Source organism: Streptomyces sp. NPDC056160 (genome assembly GCF_042268205.1).
Lineage (GTDB): Bacteria > Actinomycetota > Actinomycetes > Streptomycetales > Streptomycetaceae > Streptomyces.
Genome location: NZ_JBHJUW010000017.1, coordinates 1 through 23,975, shown reverse-complemented (window position 1 = coordinate 23,975; position 23,975 = coordinate 1). Strand labels below are relative to the sequence as shown.

Below are 23,975 nucleotides of genomic sequence, written 5' to 3'. Positions count from 1 at the left end.
CTCGGGCGGCAGCCCAGCCCCTCTGACCGGGTGGACGCTTGGCCGGATCAGGTGGTGCTCTCGGGGCGGGACTTCTTCTGCCAGGAGTACGCGGGACGGCGTCCTGGTGGGGTGATGGCGGGCCGGGAGCGGTCCTGGACGGTGTCCGGGTCCGGGCGGGTGGCCGCGGGCGGCGTGCGCCGGTCCGCATCACCGGGGGCCGGCTCAGCCGAGGGCTCACCCCACGCGGGGGTGCCGGACGCCGGTTCCGCGCTGGTCCAGTGGCGCAGGGCGTCGGCCTCCACGCCGATCTGCGCGCTCAGGGAGTCCAGGTCGTCGTCGGCGAAGCGGCGGGCGCGGTCGTGGGCCGCCCAGCGCAGGGCGTCGGCCGACTGCGTGATGCGGTGGGTCCGCTCCCTCAGCGGCGGCAGCCGCTCGGCGAGCGTGGCCCGGTCCGGCTCGCTCTCCAGCCGCTTCAGTTCGTGGTCCAGCTCGTGCCCGTGGGCGCTGAGGCGTTCGAACAGGGCGATGGATTCCTTGAGGGACTCGTCCTCGGCCGCGCCCGCGTACAGGGCGTCCTGGGTGGCGCGCATCGAGGTGCGCAGCGTGAGCCGGAGCTGGGCCAGTTCGCCGGCCGGGCCGGGCTGGGCGAAGGACTTGGCCCGCAGGGTCTGGTCCTCCACGGCGCGCCGGGCCTGGCCGATGGTGCGGTCCACACCGCGCTTGGCGGCGCCGACCGCCTTGACCGTGGCGTAGGCGCCGAGGACCAGGCAGAGCACGAAGAGCACGGCGAAAACGGCGACGACTGCTTCCACGACGCTCCTCCTCCGCTTCGCGGCACCGTCCGCGCCGCTCTTCCACCGTAAACGCAGCGGGCAGGTTCAGGGTTCCGACAGAACCCCGAACCTGCCCGTAGGGGACTACCCCGAGCGGTGCGCGTCGCGTCAGGCGGGCACGATGTTCACCAGCTTCGGCGCCCGCACGATCACCTTGCGGATGGCGGCGCCGCCCAGCGCGGCGACGACCTTCTCGTCGGCGAGCGCGACCTTCTCCAGCTCCTCCTCGGAGATGGACGGGGGCACCTCCAGGCGCGCCTTGACCTTGCCCTTGATCTGGACGACGCAGGTCACGGCCTCGTCCACGACGTACGCCGGGTCGGCGACCGGGAAGTCCCGGTGGACGACGGAGTCGGTGTGGCCCAGCTTGTGCCACAGCTCCTCGGCGATGTGCGGGGCCAGCGGGGCGGCCATCAGCACCAGCGGTTCGGCCACCGCGCGCGCGACCGGTCCGTCCGCCTTGGTCAGGTGGTTGTTCAGCTCGGTGACCTTGGCGATGGCGGTGTTGAAGCGCAGGCCCTCCAGGTCCTGGCGCACCCCGTCGATCGCCTTGTGCAGGGCGCGCAGCGTCTGCTCGTCGGGCGCGGCGTCGGTCACGGTGACCTCGCCGGTGGCCTCGTCGACGATGTTGCGCCACAGCCGCTGCAGCAGCCGGAACTGGCCGACCACCGCGCGCGTGTCCCACGGCCGTGAGACGTCCAGCGGACCCATGGCCATCTCGTACAGGCGCAGCGTGTCGGCACCGTACTCCGCGCAGATCTCGTCCGGGGTGACGGCGTTCTTCAGGGACTTGCCCATCTTGCCGAGCAGCCGGGAGACCTTCTCACCCTGGTAGTAGAACGCGCCGTCGCGCTCCTCCACCTCGGCGGCGGGCACCGCGATGCCCCGGCTGTCGCGGTAGACGAAGGCCTGGATCATGCCCTGGTTGAAGAGCTTGTGGAACGGTTCGGCGGAGGAGACGTGCCCCAGGTCGTAGAGGACCTTGGACCAGAAGCGCGCGTACAGCAGGTGCAGCACGGCGTGCTCGGCGCCGCCGACGTACAGGTCGACGCCGCCGTGCGGCCGGCCCTCGCGCGGGCCCATCCAGTAGCGCTCGATCTCCGGATCGACCAGGGCGCGGTCGTTGTGCGGGTCCAGGTAGCGCAGCTCGTACCAGCAGGAACCGGCCCAGTTGGGCATGGTGTTGGTCTCGCGGCGGTACTTCTTCGGGCCGTCGCCCAGGTCCAGGGTGACGTTGACCCAGTCCTCGTTGCGCGACAGCGGCGTCTCGGGCTGGGTGTCGGCGTCGTCGGGGTCGAAGGTGCGCGGCGAGTAGTCCTCGACCTCGGGCAGTTCCAGGGGCAGCATCGACTCGGGCAGCGGGTGGGCGGTGCCGTCCTCGTCGTAGACGATCGGGAAGGGCTCGCCCCAGTAGCGCTGGCGGCTGAACAGCCAGTCGCGCAGGCGGAAGTTGACGGTGCCCTCGCCGATGCCCCGGTCCTGCAGCCACTCGGTGATGCGGGCCTTGGCCTCGGCGACGCCCAGGCCGTCCAGCCGTACGCCGTCGCCGGCGGAGTTGACGATCTTCGCGTCGTAGGAGTCGAACGCGTCGTCCCAGGCGGCGGGGTCCGTGCCGCGGCCGTCGCCGGGCTCCACGACGCAGCGCATCGGCAGTTCGAAGGCGCGCGCGAAGGCGAAGTCGCGGCTGTCGTGCGCCGGGACGGCCATGATGGCGCCGGTGCCGTACCCCATCAGGACGTAGTCGGCGATGAAGACGGGGATCTTCTCGCCGTTGACCGGGTTGGTCGCGAACGCGCCGGTGAAGACGCCGGTCTTGTCCTTGGCCTCGGCCTGGCGTTCGACGTCGGACTTGGCGGCGGCCTGGGCGCGGTAGGCGGCGACGGCCTCGGCGGGAGTGGCGTGGCCGCCGGTCCACACCTCGTGGGTGCCCTCGGGCCAGGCGGCCGGGGTGAACTTCTCGACCAGCGGGTGCTCGGGGGCCAGCACCATGTAGGTCGCGCCGAACAGGGTGTCGGGGCGGGTGGTGAAGACGGTGATGTGCTCGCCGTCGATCGGGAAGTCGACCCGGGCGCCTTCGGAGCGGCCGATCCAGTTGCGCTGCTGCAGCTTGATGGCCTCGGGCCAGTCCAGCTCCTCCAGGTCCTCCAGGAGCCGGTCGGCGTACGCGGTGATGCGCATGTTCCACTGACGCAGCTTGGCCTTGAAGACCGGGAAGTTGCCGCGCTCGGAGCGGCCCTCGGCGGTGACCTCCTCGTTGGCCAGCACGGTGCCCAGGCCGGGGCACCAGTTGACGGGCGCGTCGGAGGCGTAGGCCAGGCGGAACTCACCCAGGACGTCGGCGCGCTCGGCGGCGGTCAGCTCGCCCCACGCGCGCGTGTGCCCCGGTACGGGCCGCTCACCGGACTCGAACCGGGCGATCAGCTCGCCGATCGGGCGGGCCTGCTTCGCCTCGTCGTCGTACCAGGAGTTGAAGATCTGCAGGAAGATCCACTGGGTCCACTTGTAGTACTCCGGGTCGATCGTGGCGAAGGACCGGCGCCTGTCGTGGCCCAGGCCCAGCCGGCGCAGCTGGGCCTTCATGTTCTCGATGTTGGCCTCGGTGGACACGCGCGGGTGCGTGCCGGTCTGCACGGCGTACTGCTCGGCGGGCAGGCCGAAGGCGTCGAAGCCCAGGGTGTGCAGCACGTTGTGGCCGGTCATCCGCTGGAAGCGGGCGTACACATCGGTGGCGATGTAGCCCAGGGGGTGGCCCACGTGCAGGCCCGCACCGGAGGGGTACGGGAACATGTCCATGATGAACTTCTCGGGGCGTGCGACCAGGTCCGGGTCACCGGCCAGGTCCCCCTTGGGGTTGGGCGCCGCGTAGGTGCCGTCGGCCTCCCAGAAGTCCTGCCAGCGTGCCTCGATGTCGGCCGCCACGGCGGCCGTGTAGCGGTGCGGCGCAGCCTCCGCCGACGTGGCGGCGGGGGCGGCGGGGTTCGTCTCGCTCATGATCCTCAAAGCTCCATCGATCGTCTCTGCCCGCGGCTGCGACTTTCCGGAAATGAAAAATCCCCTCGCACAGGAGGGGACGCCGCGCCGATTCCGACCAACCGATTCGCCCGGCGGTCGGGACTGATCAGCGCGGCTCGCTAAGCAGAAGGCGTACGGCACGCATGGCGCCAGGGTACCGCAGCCCTCGACGGCCCCGCGACAGCCTTGTGATTACCCGGCGTAACAGCCGCTATGGGGACAGCCCCTCCGGGGACGAGGACTCCCCCGCGAACCCCGTTGATGACAAGACCGTGACCCAAACGCCGTACCGCCGGGTTTGGAGCGGCCTGGAGTGCGCGCCAGGGGCCGCTCACCCGAACCGCTCGGAGTTGCGCCATGACCCCTCGACGGATCCCTCGCCGCAGTACCGGCCCACTCCCCCGGCCTGGCCGCTCGGCCTACGGGGTGACCTGCGCCGTCGCCCTGCTCCTCATACCCGTGACCGTGCTCGGCTCGGGCAGCCCGTTCCGCGAGTTCCTCGACTTCGGCGCGGGGGTGCTCTCGCCCGCGCCGCGCCACGCGGAGGCCGAGGCGCTGCGGGCGGTGCGCCGCTGCCCGGCCCTGGCCCTGCGGATCGAGGAGGACAGCCGTGCGCGGGCCCCGTCGCGCAATCTGCCCGTGCTCCCGCCGGGCCGGGGGCGCCGCGCGCTGGGCCGCTGAGCGGACGCCCGGTGGACACCCCGGTGCACCCCGGCATGGCCCCGCGCCCCCGGTACGCCGAAGGCGGGCCATCCTAGATGGATGACCCGCCTTCGATTCCTGTGGAGCTAAGGAGAATTGAACTCCTGACCTCCTGCATGCCATGCAGGCGCTCTACCAACTGAGCTATAGCCCCTTGCTTCGTTCCGCCCGGTTCCCCCGGCGGCGACGCCAACATTACACGGTCCAGGGGGTGCTTCACCAAATCCGTTTCCGCTATGCCCGTTATGACCGATATTCATCACTCGGTCGGGGGTGCACGCGGTCTGACCTGCGCTCACGCCGTGACGAACGAATAGAACCGCTTCAACGTGCAGTGCTCCTCCAGCAACCGCCCGTAGATCGGCTCCCCCTCCAGCTCCCGGTAGGTCTCGATCGGGTCGCCTTTTATGATCAGCGCCCGCGCGCACTCCTCGCACCAGTACTGGTAGTCGGGGTTGATCGGTTCCATGTCACGGACGATCGGCGTACCGCTGCCGCACCAGTCGCACTTTCGCCTGTGTGCACCCATCGATCAGCTCCAGCTGTGGCCGCAGGCCGTGCACACGTACGAGACCCCGCCGTTGTCCCCGAGGACCTGGGCCACGTGGAGGGAACCGCAGGAGGGGCAGACGAGGCGGGTGACGGTGTCCCGTGCCAACGCCGCGTCGAGGAGGTGACCGCCCTCCTCGAGGATGCTCGCAGGCATCGCCACTCCCTCCCAGTCGGGCCGCGCCCCCTTCCGGCCGTTTGATTCTGCCACGGCCGGGCCAATACGGTCAGCGACGCCTCGGTACCAGTCCGGCCACGGCATCCGTCTCGGGCCGCCCGACCTGCGCACCGGCGCGCAGGCGCACGCCGAGGGGGTCGTCGCGGAGCCGTACGCCCCTCAGGCCCCAGCGACTCGACCCGGCGGCCCGAACGCAGAAAATCCCGCCCCTCAAGGGGCGGGATTCTCATCACCGATCACTCGCACTCACACAGAGTGCCGATCAGTGGAGCTAAGGAGAATTGAACTCCTGACCTCCTGCATGCCATGCAGGCGCTCTACCAACTGAGCTATAGCCCCGCGTTCTCTCCCCGCTCGGCGGGGGCGAACAAGAAGAACTTTAGCCTGCGACCTGCCGGAAAGTGAAATCCGGGTCCCTCGGGGCCGTACGGCCGCCGGAACCGGCCCGCGGGGCCCCGGACCGGCCCCACCGACAGCCGGGGGGCCGGCCTCTCGGGTCCGCCCGGGCCGTGACCCGCGGGACTCCGCCCGGGCCGTGGCTCAGGTGTCGTCGCCGAGGACCGGTTCCGGAAGGGTGCCGGCGTTGTGCTCCAGCAGGCGCCAGCCACGGGCGCCCTCGCCGAGGACGGACCAGCAGCAGTTGGACAGCCCGCCCAGGCTCTCCCAGTGCCTGGCCTCCAGGCCGAGGAGGCGGCCGATGGTCGTGCGGATGGTGCCGCCATGGCTGACCACCACGAGCGTGCCGTCCTCGGGCAGCTTGTCCGCGTGCCGCAGCACCACGGGGGCGGCTCGGTCGGCGACCTCGCTCTCCAGTTCGCCCCCGCCCCGGCGCACCGGCTCACCGCGCTTCCACGCGGCGTACTCCTCGCCGTACCGGTCGATGATCTCCTCGTGCGTCAGGCCCTGCCAGACACCCGCATAGGTCTCGCGCAGGCCCTCGTCGCGAGCGACGTCAAGGCCGGTGAGGGCGGCCAGCTCGGCGGCCGTGCGCGCGGCGCGCTTCAGGTCGGAGGAGACGATCGCGTCGGGGCCCAGGGAGGCCAGCAGCCGGGCGGCACGGCGGGCCTGGCCGACCCCGGTCTCGGTCAGCTCGACGTCCGTGGAGCCCTGGAAGCGGCGCTCCACGTTCCACGACGTCTGGCCGTGCCGCCACAGGATGACGCGGCGGCCCCGGCCCGGCGGCCGGCCGGCCGCCTCACCGGCGCTGCTCACCGCCACTCACCGTCCGGCTGAGCCGGCTCCTCGGCGGCCTGCAGCTTGGCGTGCTCCGCCGCCTTGCCGCGGGTCGCCCTGGCGTCCTCGGGCAGCTCCAGCTCGGGGCAGTCCTTCCACAGCCGCTCCAGGGCGTAGAAGACGCGCTCCTCGCTGTGCTGGACGTGGACGACGATGTCGACGTAGTCGAGCAGGACCCAGCGGGCCTCGCGGTCGCCCTCGCGGCGCACCGGCTTGGCGCCCAGCTCCTTGAGCAGCCGCTCCTCGATCTCGTCGACGATGGACTTGACCTGGCGGTCGTTGGGCGCGGACGCCAGCAGGAAGGCGTCGGTGATCGACAGGACGTCACTGACGTCGTAGGCGATGATGTCGTGCGCGAGCTTGTCGGCGGCCGCCTGGGCGGCGGTGTTGATCAGCTCGAGGGATCGGTCGGTCGCGGTCACTACAGGGCTTTCCGTCGGCGGTCACTTGAGACCAAGGGTCTCACGGACCGCCGACAGCGCCCCACGTCATTGACGGATCACTGGGCGGAGGCGGGCTTGTAGTCCTGGCCGAGGACCACCGAGACGTCGGCGTTCGCGGTGACGGTGCCCTTCCTCACGGCGCTCGCGGGCAGGCCCAGCGTCTTGGCTGCCTCGACGGCGTCGTTCTTGTGGGCGGCGTCGGCGTAGGTGACCTCGGACACCGGCCGGCCCGCGGATGCCGTGCCGGCCGCCACGAAGCTGAAGCCGCCGTTGAGGAGGGCGACGCGCGCCTTGTCGGTGTCGCTCTTGGTGCCGGAGGCGTTCTGGACGGAGACGCGGACGGCCGAGCCCTGGCCTGGGCTCTTCGCGGTGCCGCCCAGGATGTCCTTGACCACGCTGTCGCTGGTCTGCGCGGTCAGCGTGCCGTCGCCCTGGACAGGCAGCAGCGCGGTCTTGTAGGCGCCGCCCTTGGCCAGCTCGGCGAGCTTGGCCAGGAAGGTCCCGAGGTCCTTGTCGGTGAGCGAGGGGTCGAGGATCTGCGCCAGCGTCTGCACGGTGGTGGTGGCGGCCTGCGGGTCGGAGGACATCTTGCGCAGCACCCCCTGCATCACCTGGCCGAACCGCTTGAGCTGGGCGTTCTGGTCCTCCCCGGAGGTGCGGTAGGTGGCGTAGGCGACGGCCATGCGGCCGCTGAGGGTCTGTCCCTGGCCCTTGTGGACGAGCACCGTGGTGCCCTTCTTCTTGTCCGGGTCGGGTACGTCGGCGTCGGTGTCGGCCTCGATGCCGCCGACCAGGTCGACGAGGTTCTGCAGGTAGGGGGTGTCCAGGCGCCAGGTGCCCTGGATACTGGTGCCCAGGACGGTGTCGAGCTGGTCGCGGGTGCCGGAGGAACCGTCGTCCTTGACCGACTTCGCGAGGGTCGTCGCGGTGCCGTCGTCGGCCGACACGGCGAGGGAGTTGGGCAGCAGGACGGTGGTGCCCTGCTTGGTGGTGGTGTTGTCGACGAGCAGCGCCGTCGACGTGCCGCCCTTGGCGGTGTCGTGCAGGTGGACCACGACCACGTCGCGTTTCTGGGCGCCCGCGGCGCTCGCCGCGCCGCTGCCGCCGCCGGACGAGGACACTCCGGGGAGCTTCCCGGCGTACCAGAGGTAGCCGACGCCGCCGACCGCGACCAGGGCCAGGACCACCGCCAGGGCGATCACGCGGCTGCGGGCGCGGCGGCGGGCCTCCTCACGGCGCTCGGTGCGGTTCTCGGTGAACTTCAGCCAGTCGATGACGTCCTCGGAGTCGTCGGTCGGCTCCTCGACGAAGGCGAACTGCTCGGTGTGGTACTCCTCCGCGCCCGCCTCCGGCCGGCCGGAGCGGCCCGCGCTCCCGTCCGCCCCGGGCTCTGCGGGCGGCTCCGCCGGCGGGCCGGCCTGCTGGGGGATGCGGGCGGTCTGACCGGCGAGCCGGGGCTGCTGCCCGCTGGTCGCCGCCGCCCCGTACGGGTCGTACGGGGCGTACGGTTCCTGCGGTTCGTACGGCGCCGCCGGGGCCGACGGGGTGGTCGAGCCGTGGCCGGTGCCGTCGTAGGTCCCGTAGGCCGTCCCGTAGGACCCGTGCGCCCCGGGGGCCTCGTAGGGCTGCTGTGCCGGGTACCCCTCGTGGGCGGGGTACGTCCCGTAGGGGTCGCCGGGGGCCTGGGCCTGGGCCGGGATCTGGCCCTGCTGGGGGCGGCCGTCCGCGCCCGCCGCGTACGGGTCGTAGCCGTAGCCCTGCCGGCCGTACGCGTCGTACGTCTGCTGCGGAGTCTGCTGCGCCGGTACCTGCCGGTACATGGGCCTGCCGTACTCGTCGTAGCCGACGAGCTCGTAACCGTCGTCCCCGTGCCCCGCGTCGTATCGGTCGTTCACCGGTGCCCCTCTCGGCTCACTCGCCGCGGTACAGCTCGCGTTTGGCGATGTAGCGCACGACTCCGTCCGGCACCATGTACCAGATGGGGTCTCCCTTGGCGACTCTCGCCCGGCAGTCCGTGGAGGAGATGGCGAGGGCGGGGACCTCGACGAGCGATACGCCGCCCTCGGGGAGACCGGGGTCGGTGAGATGGTGGCCCGGCCGGGTGACGCCGATGAAGTGCGCCAGGGAGAACAGCTCCTCCGAGTCGCGCCAGGTGAGGATCTGACCGAGGGCGTCGGCGCCCGTGATGAAGAACAGGTCCGTGTCCGGGTTGAGGGCGCGCAGGTCGCGCAGGGTGTCCACGGTGTAGGTGGCGCCGCCGCGGTCGATGTCGATGCGGCTGACGGAGAACTGCGGGTTCTCGGCGGTCGCGATGACCGTCATCAGGTAGCGGTCCTCGGCCGCGGAGACCTTGCGGTGGGACTTCTGCCAGGGCTGGCCGGTGGGGACGAACACCACCTCGTCCAGCTGGAACTGCGCGGCGACCTCGCTGGCCGCCACGAGGTGCCCGTGGTGGATCGGGTCAAACGTTCCGCCCATGACTCCGAGGCGGCGCTTGCCCGTGGACGACGGGCCGCTGCCGGGCCCCACCCCGAGATGCTTCACCGTGTCGCTCACCGGACCGGTAGGCATGTCCTGCTCTCCCATGCGTGCAGACCCTACCGGCCCGGCCTGAGGGCTCCCGCCGGGCTCAGCGGTCGCGGTTGAAGCGGGTGGTGATCCAGAGCAGGAGCAGCAGGATGACGAGGGCGGCTCCGCCCGTCACCGCGGGGTTGAGGCTGTCGTGGTTGCCGCCCTCGGCCTCGGCGAGGTTGACCAACTGGGCTGCGGTGCTGGGGATGCTCATCTTCGGCAGACCTATCCGGGTGTGGGCGGGATAAAGATGTCCGCCCATCGTATGCGCCCGCCTCCGCGCCCCTCACGCCGACTCCACGGTTGCGGCCGGTCAGGGCACGGGAGCTGCGGAGGTGGGGAGGTGCCCTGGGTGGGGGCGGGCCTGCCGGGAGCTGGGGGGGTGGAGGCGCCCTGGGCGGGGTCGGGCCGGCGGGCGGCCCGCACCTGGGCCGGCCGGTGGGGTGGCAGACCCGCGCGGGCCCCAGGGACCGACGAGCAGGCCTGCGCCGCCGATCGCGGTGCGCGGGCGGTCGGAGGGGCGAGTCGCCGACGGCGACCACAACCCCTTCCGGCGGTCGCGCCGCGCCCGGCGGCCCGCCCGTCGCCGCGGCGAGGACGTACCCCACGTCCCGGCGGCGTGCCGCCCCCGGACCTGGTCGGCGGCGGTCCTCCACCGGACCCGCGGCGGGGCGCGGCCCGCGTTTCTCGGGGGCGGGAACCTTCCGGAGGGGTCAGTCGTCGTTCCGTTTGTAGCCGCGCAGGAGGAACCAGCCGGTGAGCACGCAGCCCAGGACCATCACGACCAGGACGACGCGGAGCAGGTCGCCCGATCCCTGATGCTGCGCTGTGGTGTTCGCGGCCGCGGCCAGCCGGACGGCTGCGGGGTAGTGCTCCATGGCGTGACTCCTTCGCTGTGCTGCCCGCCCACGGTATCGCCGCCTAGGCTGGCCCCTGCTTCGGGGGCACATCAGGCGACACAGACGCACATGGGGGATCACATGTCCGACGACGGCCGCTACCACGACGGGCACGAGCAGGCGCCGAGCCGGCGGCGTACGCGCTTCCCGGGGATCTCCTCGCGCGCCTACGAGCACCCGGCCGACCGCTCCGCCCTGGTCGCGCTGCGCAAGCTGAGCGGTTTCGACACGGTCTTCAAGGCCCTCAGCGGCCTGCTGCCCGAGCGCAGTCTCCGGTTGCTCTTCCTGTCCGACTCGGTACGCGTCTCGGACGACCAGTTCGCACACCTGAACGACATGCTGCGCGACGCCTGCTACATCCTGGACCTGGAGAAGGTCCCGCCGATGTACGTCAGCCAGGACCCCCAGCCCAACGCGATGTGCATCGGCCTGGACGAGCCGGTGATCGTCGTGACCACGGGGCTGGTCGAGCTGCTCGACGAGGAGGAGATGCGGGCCGTCGTCGGCCACGAGGTGGGCCACGCCCTCTCCGGCCACTCCGTGTACCGCACGATCCTGCTCTTCCTGACCAGCCTGGCGGTGCGGGTGGCCTGGATCCCGCTGGGCAACATCGCGATCATGGCGATCGTGACGGCGCTGCGCGAGTGGTTCCGCAAGTCGGAGCTGTCGGCGGACCGGGCGGGTCTGCTGGTCGGCCAGGACCTGCGGGCGTCCATGCGCGGCCTGATGAAGATCGCGGGCGGCAACCACCTGCACGAGATGAACGTGGACGCGTTCCTGCGGCAGGCCGAGGAGTACGAGTCGGCGGGCGACCTGCGCGACTCCGTCCTGAAGATCCTCAACGTGCTGCCGCGTACGCACCCCTTCACCACCGTGCGGGCGGCCGAGCTGAAGAAGTGGGCCGAGTCCCGCGACTACCAGCGGATCGTGGACGGTCACTACCCGCACCGCAGCGAGGACAAGGACACCTCGGTCAGCGACTCCTTCCGCGAGTCGGCCGCGCACTACGCCGACCACGTGAAGAACTCCAAGGACCCGCTGATGAAGCTGGTGACCGACCTCGCGGGCGGCGCGGGCGACCTGGGCGACCGGGTCCGGCGCGGCTTCAGCGGGTTCACCGGCTCGGCGCCGCCAAAGGACGCGAAGGGCGGCGAGAGCGGCGGAGAGAAGGGTGGTGCGACGGGCGGGCCGGAGGGCGAGTCCGGCACCCCGCCGCGCGACGAGGGCTGAGCGTCACGCCGCGCCGGAGCCACGCGGGCCGGGCGTCACACCTTCGGCTGGACGGCCGGCGCCAGCGCGCCGCACACGGCGGTCAGACCGTCCGGCGCGTACGGGTCCGTCGCGGCCGGGCCGCCCGCCTTCGCGCTCCGGCCGGCCGTCAGCGGGTGGAAGTGGTCCGTGTTGTCGTCGGCGCAGGACAGCGGGCCCGCCTCGGTGGTGGAGACGACCAGCTGGACCTGGTGCAGCCGCAGGTCGTCGTGGTCGAAGCGGAACCGCAGTTCGCGCCGGACGGTGAACAGCGAGGCCGGGGCGGCCGCGGTGGAGCCGGCCGGCTTGAGGGCGTAGACGAGGACGGGGTCCGCGGAGACCTCCAGGGTGGCGGCGTCCGCCTCGGTGACCTGGAGGCCGCCCTGCACCCGGATGCGGGAATCGGCCAGCTCGACCCGGTGCGCGTCGAAGCGGACCAGCCACCCGGTGGCCGCCACGTCCCCGCTACCGGCGGCCGGGCGTCCGGCACCACGGCCGGCGCCCCCACCGGCATCCCGGCCGGCGCTCCCGCCGACGCTGCGGTCGAACTGGTCGAGCTGGCCCGGGTCCAGCAGGGCCCGTACGGCCTCCGTGCTGCCTCCGACCAGCACCGCCGGGTCGACGGAGGAGGCCACGATGTAGTCACGCGCGCCGGTCAGGGCCGCGACGACCTGGCTGTCCGAGAAGTGCTCCGTGCTGCGGTGGGCGGGCAGCGGGATGCCCTCGGCGCCGGTGGCGAACTGGGCGGCGGGAGAGTTCGCGTACAGGTGTGCGAGGTCGGCGCTGCCGGGCACCTTGCCGGCGGGGACGAGCGGGACGACGGCCGCCCGCAGGGGTTCGACGGCCCGCGGGGACAGCGGGGACCGGTAGGGCGTCCGTACGCCCATGTAGATCGCCGTGGCGAAGGCGACGGCGATCAGCAGGAGCAGGAACAGCGCCTGCCGCGGCAGTCCGCGGTGCAGGTGCGGGCGGCGCCGGACGGCGGGCGTGTGGTCGGTCATCCGCTCCCGGGCGGAGTACTCCTGGAGGCGGGCAGCACGGACGAACGACTCGTCGAAGACGACGGATCGGTATTCGTCCTCCGCGCCTGAGGGGGTGCCGTCGGGTGTCCCTTCAGGCGGGTCGCCAGGCCCTCCCATACTTTCAGGGTAGGTCGCGCGAAGCGGTGGTAAACGCGCTGCTCTGCGCCAAGTTCTGACTGGCGCTCACCGGTCCGGCCGCCCGGCGCTCAGTGGGCCCGGGGAACCGCCGGGACGAGCGGGCGGGAGGGGGCGGCGGACCCGGAGGGCGCGGCGGCGCTGCCCTGTTCCAGGCCGGTCGAGGCGGGCGGCGGCACCTGGTCGCGGCTGCCGGAGGAGCCGCCCCGGTAGACCGCCGCGAAGGCCAGCGCGACCATGCCGATGCCCATGACGAGCGCGAGCACCCAGGCGACGGGGCGGTGCCAGCGGACCTGTCTGCCGAACGCGCCCGGGCCGCCGTAGCGGTGTTCGAGCACGTCGGGGTCGTCCAGGTCGTCGAGCTCGTGCCCGGCGCCGAAACCGTGCCGGCCGGCGCCGAAGCCGTCGTCGTAGCGCTCGGCTCTCAGACGGGCGCGGCGGGCTTCGGCCTCGGAGGCCTCGGCTCTTGCCTGTGCCGCGGCCAGGAGACGTTCGACGGCGGTGGGCTCGTGGATCACGGCCGCCCGTACGAAGGCCTCGTCGAAGACCACGGAGGCGAACTCTTCGTCCGACACTCCGCGGTCGTGGTCGTCGTCGGGCTCCCAGCCGTCAGGGAACGGCGTGCCCCCCACGTCCTCCGGCACGGATCCAGAGTAGACCTGGGGGGTCAATTTGGGCAGACGGTACGGAAATTCATCCGCCAGGTGAGACGCCGCCCCGGGCCCCGGTGTCCGGGCCTCGGTGTCCGGCCCGGCGGAGGCCGGTCAGCGCCTGATGTGCCCGTCGCCGGTGACGATGTACTTGGTGCTGGTCAGCTCCGGCAGGCCCATGGGGCCGCGGGCGTGCAGTTTCTGCGTGGAGATGCCGATCTCGGCGCCGAAGCCGAACTGGCCGCCGTCGGTGAACCGGGTGGAGGCGTTCACGGCGACCGTGGTGGAGTCGACCAACTGGGTGAAACGCCGGGCGGCCTGCTGCGAGGTGGTGACGATCGCCTCGGTGTGGCCGGAGGTCCACAGCCGGATGTGGCTGACGGCCCGGTCCAGGGAGTCGACGACGGCGGCGGCGATGTCGTAGGACAGGTACTCGGTGTCCCAGTCCTCCGGGGTGGCCTCGACGACGGTGGCCCGGGAGCCCTTGGCGTAGGCCATGACCCGCTCGTCGGCGTGCACGGTGACCCCGGCGTCGGCGAGGGCGTCCAGGGCGCGCGGCAGGAACTCGGCGGCGATGTCCTGGTGGACGAGGAGCGTCTCGGCCGCGTTGCAGACGCTGGGGCGCTGCGCCTTGGAGTTGATCAGGATGTCGACGGCCATGTCGAGGTCGGCCCGGGCGTCGACGTAGACGTGGCAGTTGCCCGTGCCGGTCTCGATCACGGGGACGGTGGACTCGTTGACCACGGTGCGGATCAGGGAGGCTCCGCCGCGCGGGATCAGCACGTCCACGAGGCCGCGGGCGCGCATCAGCTCGCGCACGCTCTCCCGGCTCTCGCCCGGCACGAGCTGGACGGCGTCGGCGGGCAGCCCGGCGCCACCGACCGCGTCGCGGATCACCCGGACCAGGGCGGTGTTCGACGCGTAGGCGGAGGCGGAGCCGCGCAGCAGCACCGCGTTGCCGGACTTCAGGCACAGGGCGGCGGCGTCCACGGTGACGTTGGGGCGGGCCTCGTAGATGATGCCGACCACGCCGAGCGGGACGCGGACCTGGCGCAGGTCCAGGCCGTTGGGGAGGGTGGAGCCGCGGACCACCTCGCCGACCGGGTCGGGCAGCGCCACCACGTCGCGCACGTCGGCGGCGATGGCGCGCACCCGCTCGGGGGTGAGCGTGAGCCGGTCGACGACGGTCTCGCTGGTGCCGGCCGCGCGGGCCTTGGCGACGTCCTGCGCGTTGGCCTCGACGATCTCGCTGGTACGGACCTCCAGGGCGTCCGCGATGGCGAGCAGCGCGTCGTCCTTCTCGGCGCGCGGCAGCGGCGCGAGGTCGGCTGCGGCGGCCTTGGCCCGGTAGGCGGCCTGGGCCACCGGGGACATCGAGTCGTACGGCGAGAGCGTGGTCATGGAGGAAGCGTAGTGCGCCGAGCTGGGGCGTTCACGCGCTGTTCCACACCGCGAGACGCCCGCGGCCACCGGCGGGACGGCCTCGGCCGACGGGACCGGGCCGGGGGCTCGGTCCGGGCGGCCCGGGGGCTCGGTCGGGGCCGCCGCGGGGGCTCGGCGGGACCGGAGCGGGGGCCCGGTCGGGGCCGGAGCGGGTCAGAAGGGGTGGACCCCGACCGGGGTCGCCGGGGGCGGTCCGTAGCCCTCGGCCAGGCGCTGGTGGTACGTCTCGCGGTCGATGACCTCCAGGCCGACGATCTCCCAGGGCGGCAGCTGGGCGCTCTGCCGGTGCTCGCCCCACAGGCGCAGGGCGACGGCCGCCGCGTCGTGCAGGTCGCGGGCCTCCTCCCAGTAGCGGATCTCGGCGTGGTCGTCGGCATAGCGGCTGGTGAGCAGGAAGGGGTGGTCGTGGGCGAGCTGCTCGAGGCCGCGCCTGACCTCCTGCAGCGGGGTTCCGGTGCCGGAGACCCGCAGGGTGATGTGCCACAGCCGGGGCAGTTCCGCCGGTCGCCCGCGCCCGTCGTGCGCCTGCCGTGTTCCGCGCTCCCCCTCGCGCTGCCGGTCCTGCTGTTCGCGCGCGTACCGGTCGCCGGCGGCGACGCTGGTCAGGGCGCGCTCCTCACCGGGTGCGCGGGAAGGGGACCCGCCGGCACCACCGCGGGACGCCGTGGCCCCAGGGCGCACTCGTCTCACGACGGCCTCCTTCACCCAGTGCTCGCGGAATGTCCCTGGGACAAAGTGCAGCAGGCCCTACGGCTCCATGGGGCGGTTTTGCGGAAGGTCCCCCACCTTCAGGGACCGCAGGGCCGGACGTTTCGGCCCATTACGGCTCCAGGACCACCAGGTCGTCCCTGTGTACGACCTCGCGTTCGTACGCCGGTCCCAGCTCGCGGGCGAGGTCCCTGGTGGAGCGGCCGAGCAGCAGGGGGATCTCCTTGGCGTCGAAGTTGACGAGGCCGCGGGCGACGGCGTGGCCGCGGCCGTCGCGCAGTTCGACCGGGTCGCCTGCGGTGAAGTCGCCATCGACGGCGGCGATGCCCGCGGGGAGCAGCGACTTGCGGCCCTCGACGACCGCGCGCACCGCGCCGTCGTCGAGAGTGAGGGCGCCCTGCGGCGTGGAGGCGTGCTGGAGCCACAGCAGGCGGTCGGCGGAACGCCTGCCGGTGGGGTGGAAGTAGGTGCCGGTGTCGTTGCCGGACAGGGCGTCGGCGGCGTGCACGGCGCTGGTGAGGACGACGGGGATGCCCGCGGCGGCGGCGATCCTGGCGGCCTCGACCTTGGTGACCATGCCGCCGGTGCCGACGCCCGCCTTTCCGGCGCTGCCGATCTCGACCCCGGCCAGGTCGGCGGGGCCCCGCACCTCGGTGATCCGGGAGGTGCCCGGGCGGCTGGGGTCGCCGTCGTAGACGCCGTCGACGTCGGAGAGCAGGACGAGCAGGTCGGCGCGGACGAGGTGGGCGACGAGGGCGGCGAGGCGGTCGTTGTCGCCGAAGCGGATCTCGTCGGTGGCGACGGTGTCGTTCTCGTTGACGACCGGCAGGGCGCCCATGGCCAGCAGTTTGTCCAGGGTGCGGGATGCGTTGCGGTGGTGGGCGCGGCGGCTGGTGTCGTCGCCGGTCAGCAGGACCTGGCCGACGCGGATGCCGTAGCGGGCGAAGGAGGCGGTGTAGCGGGCCACGAGGAGGCCCTGGCCGACGCTGGCGGCGGCCTGCTGGCGGGCGAGGTCCTTGGGGCGGCGGCGCAGGCCGAGCGGGGCGAGGCCGGCGGCGATGGCACCGGAGGAGACCAGGACGACCTCCTTGCGGCCGGGGCCGCTGCTCTTGGCGAGGACGTCGACGAGGGCGTCCACCCGGTCGGCGTCCAGGCCGCCGGCGGCGGTGGTCAGCGACGAGGAGCCCACCTTGACGACGATCCTGCGGGCCTCGCGCACGGCCTGCCTTGCCCCTGCCACCTTGCTGCCCGTCCCCTCCGTGTTCCGGTGATCCCGTTCGCCGGTGATCCGCCTCGCAATCTACGCGAGCCGGCCGGCCACCGCTCGTTCGTCCAGTACGCGGACGAATGACCGGATCGCACCCTGTGGCGCGACCGAAACGTGACGTGTCTCTCAGGTACCGCTCAACCCGCCTGTGGCCACGGCCGGGTGCGCCGAAGATGGCGCGAAAACGTCCATGAGCGCTCGCATTTGGCCAACGAGACCTCCACAGGTGTTCAACACGCCCTCCAAAGTGCGTATCTTCGCGTGGCGCTCTGTCGTGTCCCTGCTCAACTTCTGCACCAACGGGGGGACATGCGCGCGGCGGGCATCCAGTCTGTCCGGCGGCATCCCGCCGTCTTCGCGCAGCCGTCGGGCACCGATACGAAGGACAGCTTTGGACACCACCTACTGGAGCAGACGACGCGTTCTCGGCACCCTCGCGGCCACCGCGGCCGTCGCCACCACCTCCAGCCTCGTCCTGAACCCCGTAGCCGCCTGGGCCGCCGACACACCTCCGGCCGGCGACGACGGCGATCCGCTCGAACTGCCCGACACCGACCGGGCGAAGACCGTGAAGGCGTGGCTGCTGGGCGGCCCTGCCGTGCGCGCCGCCGCGGAGCTGGCGCTGACCGGCACCGACGCCGACATCCAGACCTTCCTGACCGGCGAACTCCCGGCGGCCACGGCTGAGGACAACCGTGTCGCCATCCTGACCTCCCTGGCCGCCGGCGGCACGGGCACCCGGCGCGCCGCCGCGGCCGCGCTCGACGGGGGCGACGCCGCCATCGCCGACTACCTCGGCACCGGCTTCAAGACGGCGATCGTGGAGGACCTGCGCGTCGCCACCAGCACGGTGATGGCAACCGGCGACAAGGCCGTGCGCCGTGACGGCGACGCCGCCCTGAACGCGGGCACCCAGGACGCCCTGGAGAACTTCCTCACCGACGGGCAGTACAGCGCCCGCCTGGAGGACATGCGCTTCGAGGTGTCCGCGCTCACCGTGAACGCGGGCCCCGAGGTGCAGAAGTACGCCACCCGGGCGCTGGACGGCACCGCCGACGACATCGAGTGGTTCCTCGACACCGGCCAGCACATCGCCCGCGCCCGGGACCAGGAGTCCGCCAAGATCGAGGAACTGGTCGCGGTCGTCGAGCGCGAGGGCAAGATCGCCGACGCGAAGACGAAGGAGGCCGAGGAGGCCGCCGCCCGCGCCGTCGAGGCCGCCGCCAAGGCCAAGGAGGCCGCCGAGAAGGCCGCGGCCGAGGCCCAGGCCGCGCAGGACGACGTGGTCAAGTCGGGCAAGGCCGCCCGCAAGGCGGCCCAGGCCGCGCAGGGCGCCGCCGACTCCTCGCGCGTCGCCATCCGCGCCTCGCACGCCGCCGTGCAGGCCTCCCGCCGGGCCGCCTACGCCGCCACCGCCGCGAGCCAGGCAGCGGCCACCGCCGGTTCCGCCGCCGCCCGCGCCTACAACGCGGCGATCGCCGCCTCCAAGGACGCCTCCAAGGCGTCCGCCGCCAAGGACGCCGCAGTCGCCGCGCGCAACGCCGCCGCCAAGGCGCGCAGCGCCGCGAAGGCCGCCGACTACGCCGCCACCTCCTCCGCGCAGGCCGCGAGCGCCGGTTCGGCCGCCGCCTCGGCCGCCCGCAACGCCGCCGCCGCCGCGAACGCCTCCGCCACCGCGGCGTCCGCCGCGGGCAAGGCGCAGGCGGAGGCCGCGGAGGCCAAGCGCCAGGCGCAGATCGCCAGCAGCAACGCACAGATCGCCACCAACGCGGCCGGTACGGCGCAGGCGCTGGCGAACACCGCGGCCAGTGCCGCGCGCACCGCTCGGGACGCCGCCAACAGTGCGGCCGACCACGCGGACAAGGCCGCGGACGCCGCCGAGTGGGCCGTCAAGTACGCGGGCCAGGCCGTCGAGTACGCGAAGAAGTCCACCGATTTCGCCAACGAGGCGACCAAGGCCGCCAACACCGCCACCGACGCCGTCAACCAGGCGGTCGCGGTGGAGAAGCAGGCCCGCGACGCCGAGTGGCAGCGGCTGGACGAGGACGTCAAGCAGGCCCTGGAGGAAGCCCGCGACCTCGCGCAGATCGAGGACCGGGAGCGGGCGGAGTACGCCGAGAAGCGCACCCAGGCCTCCCAGGCCGAGCAGGCCACCAAGGACCTCGTCACCCAGGCCGAGACGGCGCTGAAGGCGGGCGACCTCAATCTCGCCGCCACCCTGGGGCGCAAGGCCGCGCTCGCCCACATGGACTCGCGCGGCTCCTGGTCGCGCGAGGCGGCGCGGTTCGCGCTGTCCGGCGCGGACGCCGACGTGCACGGCTGGATCGACACCGACCGGGCGCTCGCGCAGAAGCAGGACGACCGGGAGACCGTCCTGTACCTGGCGCAGATCACCACGCCGGACGTGGCCGACGCCGCGACCAGGGCCCTGGAGAACGACGACCCGGACGCCGGTACCGCCTTCCTCGCCACCGGTGTGGTCGAGGCCGCCGCCACCGACAACCGCGTCGCGGTCTCCCGCGTCCTGGCCGCCGGGCCCGGCAGCGCGGTGACGAAGGCGGCGAACGACGCCCTGAACGCGGGGACCGCCGAGGCCCTGCACCAGTTCCTCAGCGTCGCCTACGAGGCGGCGCAGCGCGAGGACGACGCGGTCGCCACCGCGGCCCTCATCGACAAGGGCGGCCCGTACACCAAGGCGCACGCCCAGGCCGCGATGGAGGGGCCGACGTGGATGCGTCGCAACTTCATCGCCTCGGTGCAGTACAAGACGGCGCAGCTCGACTACGACTCGGCCGCGCACATCGCCGCCGTGCAGGGCGCGATCGCCGCCGCCGCGAAGATCGCGAACAAGGCGCAGGAGGACGCCGCCCGGGCGCAGGAGGCGGCGGCCAAGGCCCGTAACGCCGCCACCGAGGCGCTCCAGTGGGCGGACAAGGCGAAGAAGGCCGCCGACCAGGCCGCCGCGTCCGCGCAGCAGGCGGACGCGAACGCGGACGCCGCCGAGCAGTCGGCCAAGGACGCCCAGGCCTCCGCCGACCGGGCGAAGGCCGCGGCGGCCACCGCCCGCACGGCCGCACGTTCGGCGAACTACTCCGCCAACCGCGCGGTGGACGCCGCACAGCGTGCGGTGGCGTCGGCGAACTCGGCGCAGGCGTCGGCGAACTCGGCCCGCGCCTCGGCCGTCCAGGCGGGCAAGGACGCGCAGACCGCCGCGGCGGCGGCGAGCCAGGCCCACCAGATCGCCGCGGCCAAGCGCAAGGCGGAGATCGCGGCGGCGGCCAAGGCGGCGGCCGAGCAGGCCCGCAAGGCCAAGGAGGCCGGCCAGAACCCGGCCGACACGTCCGACAACGACGACGTCAAGGGCGGCCTGCCCTGGTGGAAGAAGGACGCCCGGTGGCTGGCGAACGCCACGAACTGGGCCAGCATCGGCACCGGCTTCGCCTCGGTGGGCATCGGCCTGGTCGGCCTCGGGGTGGGTGTCTTCTTCCCGCCGGCCGGAGTGGCCCTCGAAGGCATCGCGGCCGGATTCGGATATGCCTCGCTCGCCTTCACGGGACTGAACGTCCTGTTCACCGGAATCGGCTACGGCTGGACGAGCAGCGAGTTCCAGTCCTCCCTCGGGAGTGCCGCCCTGAGTCTGATCACGTTCGGTCAGTCCAAGTGGATCGGCGCGCTCGGCGGGGCGAAGGTCGCCACCAAGCTCACGCAGGCGGGGCACGACCTCATCTCGCCGGTCACCGGCCTGCTCGGGTCGCTGTTCTGACAGGGCCGTCGTAAAAGTATCCGGGAAGGGCCGGCGTGCGGTGTTTCCGCCGCCGGCCCTTGCGGAATTCCCGAAAGACCGACCGCGCTTGCGCTGCTTTCCCTGGAATGTCCGTCGATCGGTTATCGTGAGGGTGATTTCCGGCGTTCTCGCGGACCGTCCGAGAAACATCGCCCTCCTGTGATTCACCTCACAAAGAGACTCCCGCTTTACGCCCCATTTAGGTACTTTGCGAAGTGGACAAGGGTTCACCGCAGAGGGTTTTATAGCCAAGTTCGAGCAGTTTCCCGGTAGTCGGACACAAGTCCGGTCGAAGCCCCACGCCGAATGAACGGCAGGGCGGCACGGCCGCCGTTCGTTCGACTGCCGGGAGTGGGGGCACTGCACGTCACTTCCGGCTGCCTTCACAGCGCTGTATGAAAAGCGCTCCGGTCCATTCCGTCCGGAGCCGACCAGTGAGGACTGTGATGAAGGCACGTGCCGTAATGGCGAAGCCGTACCAGAGAAGGATCGCCGGCACCGTTCTGGCTGCCGCGGCCGCGGGTGCCCTGGCGTTCACGACGCTGACGGGCGGCGCCTCCGCGAAGGGCGACAAGGCCGACGCGGTCACCTCCGTCGCCGGCGAGGCCCCCGGCTACGCCGTGGAGGACTTCAACTACCCGGGCGCCGACAAGATCCTCGCCGAGAAGAACATCGTCCTCAAGCGCGGCGACGGCCACATCACGCTCGCCGACTGCGCGAGCGGCACCGGCTTCCTGGAGGTCTGGGCCCGCAGCAAGGACAAGATCTGCTTCCAGGTCACCGGGAACACCGGCTGGCTGACGCTGGAGATCCCCTCCGTCTACGCCGTCCGCGGCAACGACTACGCGGCCCAGGTGGACATGACCGTCGACTCGGAGCAGAAGAGCTTCGACGTCGCCAAGAACACCTGGACCGCGGTCGGCGAGAGCGCGGACCCGCAGGGCCGGGAGCACATGCTCGTGGAGATCCGCACCTCCAAGTAGCCGCGCCCGGCACCGTTCGCCAGCCGATCCGCCGGCCGCTTCGGTCCCGCGGACCTCACGTTCAAGGAATCACCACATGCCACCCACCAGACACGTGCGTCTCGCCGCACTCGCCACCGCGGTCATCGCGGGCCCGCTGGCGTTCTGCGCCGCGCCCGCGTCCGCCGTCACCGGCACGCCGGTCGCCGACGCCTCCTTCGCCTACACGGCGCAGGTCATCGTCGGCGACCACGACCACGGCTGCTCCGGCGTCCTGGTCGACACCGAATGGCTGCTCACCGCGGCCAGCTGCTTCGCCGACAACCCCGCGAGCGACCTCACCGTGCCCGCCGGCAAGCCGAAGTCGAAGACGACCGCGACGATCGGCCGCGCCGACCTGAGCGGCACCGACGGAGCCGTGCGCGAGGTCGTCGAGCTGGTGCCCCGCGCCGACCGCGACGTGGTCCTGGCCCGGCTGAACCGCCCGGTCACCAACGTCGCCCCCGTGGCCCTGGCCACCACCGCGCCCGCCGCCGGCGAGGAGCTGAAGTTCGCCGGCTACGGGCGCAACAAGACCGAGTGGGCGCCCCTGAAGCTGCACACCGGCACGCTGGGCGTGGACGCCGCCGACGCCACCACGGCCACCGTCACCGGCAAGGACGCCGCCGCCTGCATGGGCGACTCCGGCGGTCCGGTGGTGCGGTCGGCGGGCGGCACGCCCCAGCTGGTCGCCCTCAACAGCCGCTCCTACCAGGGCGGTTGCTTCGGCATCGACCCGGCCGAGACCCGCACCGGTGGCATCACCACGCGGGTCGACGACCTCGCCTCCTGGGTGAACTCCAAGACCGGTTCCGCGCGCATCACCGACTTCAACTGCGACGGCGTCGAGGACGTCGCCATCGCCGACCCGAAGGCGGCCGTGGCCGGCAAGGACGGCGCCGGCGTCGTCCGCATCGTCTACGGCGGCGGCAAGGGCACCGCCGAGATCAACCAGGACCTCGACTGGGTGCCGGGCGGCTCCGAGGCGGGCGACTGGTTCGGCGAGGCCATGGACACCGTCGACTACAACGAGGACGGCTGCACCGACCTCGTCGTCGGCACCCCCTCCGAGGACCTCGGCACCGCCGCCGACGCGGGCATGGCCGACATCCTGTACGGCGCCCCGGGCGGCATCGGCACCGGTTCCCTCAAGGACACCCACTTCGAGCAGGGCTCGGGCACCGGCTCCTTCAAGTCCTCCACCGCGGAGGCCGGGGACCGCACCGGCCAGGCCATCGCGGCCGGCGTCACCGCCGCCGGCGAGCCGTTCGTCGTAATCGGCTCCCCGGGCGAGGCCATCGGCTCGGTCGCCAAGGCGGGCATGGCCTTCTACGTGCACGGCGACACCAACATCGCCATCAGCCAGGACAGCACCGGCGTGCCCGGCGCCGTGGAGGCGAACGACGGCTTCGGCGGCGCGGTCGCGGCCGACGCCAACCACATCGTCATCGCCGCGCCGAACGAGACCATCGGCACCGACGCGGACGCCGGCAACCTGGCGGTCTTCTCGCACCAGCTGAACTCCGAGAAGCGGCCCACCCCGCTGTTCGGCCTCGACCAGGACCTGGACGCCGTCTCCGGCGGCGCCGAGGCCGGTGACCTGTTCGGCAAGTCCGTGGCCATGGTGCCCTACCGCCCGTCGGGGGCGGCCAGTGCCAACGAGTCGATCCTCGTGGTCGGCGTACCGGGCGAGGACCTGTCCGTCGACGGCGTCAACAAGACCGACGCCGGTATGGTGCAGACCTTCCGCATCGGCGCTGACGGCAAGTACACCCAGCTCAACTCGTACCTGTCCGGCACCGGTACGGACACCGTGCCCGGCACCTCCGAGGCCGGTGACCGCTTCGGCACGGCCGTGGCCGCCGTGAACACCGCCCCGCGCGCGGTGAGCACCACGGCGACGATGAAGCTGGCCGTCGGCATCACCGACGAGGCCATCGGCACCACCGCGAAGGCCGGTGCCATCACCACCTTCTCGCTGATCGGCTCGCCCGGCGCCAACAACCGCTGGATCGAGGCCGGCACCTCCGGCATCCCGGGTCCGGCCGGTGCCGACCAGCACCTCGGCCAGAGCATCCACTACAGCGGCACCAAGCTGTACCTGGGCATGCCCTACGGTCCGGGCAGCTACGGCACGGTCTACGCCCTGCCGCTGTCCAACGTGACCGCGGGCGGCTCCAACGCGGCGATCACCACGTACCAGCCCGGCAAGGACGGCCTGCCGGCGGCCGGCGGCCGCTTCGGCTACGTGGTCCGCTAGGACCCGCCGGACTCGACGGAAAAGGGGGCTTCCCCGGCACTCGGTGCCGGGGCTG

Annotated in this window: 20 protein-coding genes and 2 tRNA genes; 5 read left to right on the top strand and 17 right to left on the bottom strand. The window is 72.5% G+C overall.

Annotated features, from left to right (window positions below):
* Positions 1–47 precede the first annotated feature (47 nt).
* Both ACFC02_RS08875 and leuS read right to left on the bottom strand, forming a co-directional pair.
* The gene (locus tag ACFC02_RS08875; RefSeq protein ID WP_376354201.1) at positions 48–794 is read right to left on the bottom strand and encodes a hypothetical protein; all 747 of its coding nucleotides are present in this window, start codon (positions 792–794) and stop codon (positions 48–50) included.
* Between the two features lie 129 nt (positions 795–923).
* Positions 924–3,806, bottom strand: coding sequence for a leucine--tRNA ligase (gene leuS, locus ACFC02_RS08870; RefSeq protein ID WP_376354199.1), 2,883 nt, complete (start codon positions 3,804–3,806; stop codon positions 924–926).
* A gap of 447 nt (positions 3,807–4,253) precedes the next feature.
* On the opposite strand from leuS, the gene ACFC02_RS08865 reads away from it, so the two are divergent.
* A complete protein-coding gene (locus tag ACFC02_RS08865) occupies positions 4,254–4,508 on the top strand; it encodes a hypothetical protein (protein WP_376354369.1) in 255 nt (84 codons plus the stop codon).
* A 102-nt stretch (positions 4,509–4,610) separates the two neighbouring features.
* Here ACFC02_RS08865 and ACFC02_RS08860 read toward each other — a convergent pair.
* From ACFC02_RS08860 to ACFC02_RS08815, 10 genes are all read right to left on the bottom strand, one after another.
* A tRNA-Ala gene (locus tag ACFC02_RS08860) sits at positions 4,611–4,683 on the bottom strand.
* Positions 4,684–4,824: 141 nt separating this feature from the next.
* Positions 4,825–5,058 carry a hypothetical protein gene (locus ACFC02_RS08855; protein ID WP_006136074.1) on the bottom strand — a complete coding sequence of 78 codons (234 nt, stop codon included), beginning with the start codon at positions 5,056–5,058 and terminating at the stop codon, positions 4,825–4,827.
* 3 nt (positions 5,059–5,061) lie between these two features.
* Positions 5,062–5,235: a hypothetical protein gene (locus ACFC02_RS08850; protein WP_376354194.1), complete on the bottom strand. Its 174-nt coding sequence runs from the start codon at positions 5,233–5,235 to the stop codon at positions 5,062–5,064.
* A 287-nt stretch (positions 5,236–5,522) separates the two neighbouring features.
* Positions 5,523–5,595: transfer RNA gene (locus ACFC02_RS08845), tRNA-Ala, on the bottom strand.
* 201 nt (positions 5,596–5,796) lie between these two features.
* Positions 5,797–6,474 (bottom strand): histidine phosphatase family protein, encoded by a 678-nt coding sequence (locus tag ACFC02_RS08840; protein ID WP_376354191.1) that lies wholly within the window; start codon positions 6,472–6,474, stop codon positions 5,797–5,799.
* Positions 6,465–6,911 carry a ribosome silencing factor gene (rsfS, locus tag ACFC02_RS08835; protein ID WP_376354188.1) on the bottom strand — a complete coding sequence of 149 codons (447 nt, stop codon included), beginning with the start codon at positions 6,909–6,911 and terminating at the stop codon, positions 6,465–6,467. Before rsfS ends, ACFC02_RS08840 begins: the two co-directional genes overlap by 10 nt.
* A gap of 77 nt (positions 6,912–6,988) precedes the next feature.
* Positions 6,989–8,827, bottom strand: coding sequence for an LCP family protein (locus ACFC02_RS08830; RefSeq protein ID WP_376354185.1), 1,839 nt, complete (start codon positions 8,825–8,827; stop codon positions 6,989–6,991).
* A 16-nt stretch (positions 8,828–8,843) separates the two neighbouring features.
* Positions 8,844–9,518, bottom strand: a complete 675-nt coding sequence (nadD, locus tag ACFC02_RS08825) for a nicotinate-nucleotide adenylyltransferase (RefSeq protein WP_376354182.1) — start codon at positions 9,516–9,518, stop codon at positions 8,844–8,846.
* A gap of 43 nt (positions 9,519–9,561) precedes the next feature.
* Complete coding sequence (locus ACFC02_RS08820; protein ID WP_376354179.1) at positions 9,562–9,717, bottom strand: hypothetical protein; 156 nt, start codon at positions 9,715–9,717, stop codon at positions 9,562–9,564.
* 499 nt (positions 9,718–10,216) lie between these two features.
* Positions 10,217–10,381 (bottom strand): hypothetical protein, encoded by a 165-nt coding sequence (locus tag ACFC02_RS08815; protein WP_360973493.1) that lies wholly within the window; start codon positions 10,379–10,381, stop codon positions 10,217–10,219.
* Positions 10,382–10,483: 102 nt separating this feature from the next.
* On the opposite strand from ACFC02_RS08815, the gene ACFC02_RS08810 reads away from it, so the two are divergent.
* Positions 10,484–11,632 carry a M48 family metallopeptidase gene (locus tag ACFC02_RS08810; protein ID WP_376354175.1) on the top strand — a complete coding sequence of 383 codons (1,149 nt, stop codon included), beginning with the start codon at positions 10,484–10,486 and terminating at the stop codon, positions 11,630–11,632.
* A gap of 35 nt (positions 11,633–11,667) precedes the next feature.
* Here ACFC02_RS08810 and ACFC02_RS08805 read toward each other — a convergent pair whose 3' ends face one another.
* The 5 genes from ACFC02_RS08805 to proB form a co-directional block, all read right to left on the bottom strand.
* A complete protein-coding gene (locus ACFC02_RS08805) occupies positions 11,668–12,789 on the bottom strand; it encodes a hypothetical protein (protein WP_376354172.1) in 1,122 nt (373 codons plus the stop codon).
* An 89-nt stretch (positions 12,790–12,878) separates the two neighbouring features.
* On the bottom strand, positions 12,879–13,478 hold the full coding sequence (locus ACFC02_RS08800; RefSeq protein WP_376354169.1) for a hypothetical protein: 600 nt from the start codon (positions 13,476–13,478) through the stop codon (positions 12,879–12,881).
* 93 nt (positions 13,479–13,571) lie between these two features.
* Complete coding sequence (locus ACFC02_RS08795; protein WP_376354166.1) at positions 13,572–14,858, bottom strand: glutamate-5-semialdehyde dehydrogenase; 1,287 nt, start codon at positions 14,856–14,858, stop codon at positions 13,572–13,574.
* Between the two features lie 195 nt (positions 14,859–15,053).
* Positions 15,054–15,581 (bottom strand): hypothetical protein, encoded by a 528-nt coding sequence (locus tag ACFC02_RS08790; protein WP_376354353.1) that lies wholly within the window; start codon positions 15,579–15,581, stop codon positions 15,054–15,056.
* Between the two features lie 139 nt (positions 15,582–15,720).
* On the bottom strand, positions 15,721–16,848 hold the full coding sequence (gene proB, locus ACFC02_RS08785; protein WP_376354164.1) for a glutamate 5-kinase: 1,128 nt from the start codon (positions 16,846–16,848) through the stop codon (positions 15,721–15,723).
* Between the two features lie 418 nt (positions 16,849–17,266).
* Between proB and ACFC02_RS08780 the strand changes: the two genes are divergently transcribed.
* The 3 genes from ACFC02_RS08780 (at position 17,267) to ACFC02_RS08770 (ending at position 23,920) form a co-directional block, all read left to right on the top strand.
* A complete protein-coding gene (locus ACFC02_RS08780) occupies positions 17,267–20,638 on the top strand; it encodes an ALF repeat-containing protein (RefSeq protein ID WP_376354161.1) in 3,372 nt (1,123 codons plus the stop codon).
* Positions 20,639–21,123: 485 nt separating this feature from the next.
* Positions 21,124–21,642, top strand: coding sequence for a hypothetical protein (locus ACFC02_RS08775; protein WP_376354158.1), 519 nt, complete (start codon positions 21,124–21,126; stop codon positions 21,640–21,642).
* 76 nt (positions 21,643–21,718) lie between these two features.
* The gene (locus ACFC02_RS08770) at positions 21,719–23,920 is read left to right on the top strand and encodes a trypsin-like serine protease (RefSeq protein WP_376354155.1); all 2,202 of its coding nucleotides are present in this window, start codon (positions 21,719–21,721) and stop codon (positions 23,918–23,920) included.
* The last annotated feature ends 55 nt before the right edge of the window (positions 23,921–23,975 follow it).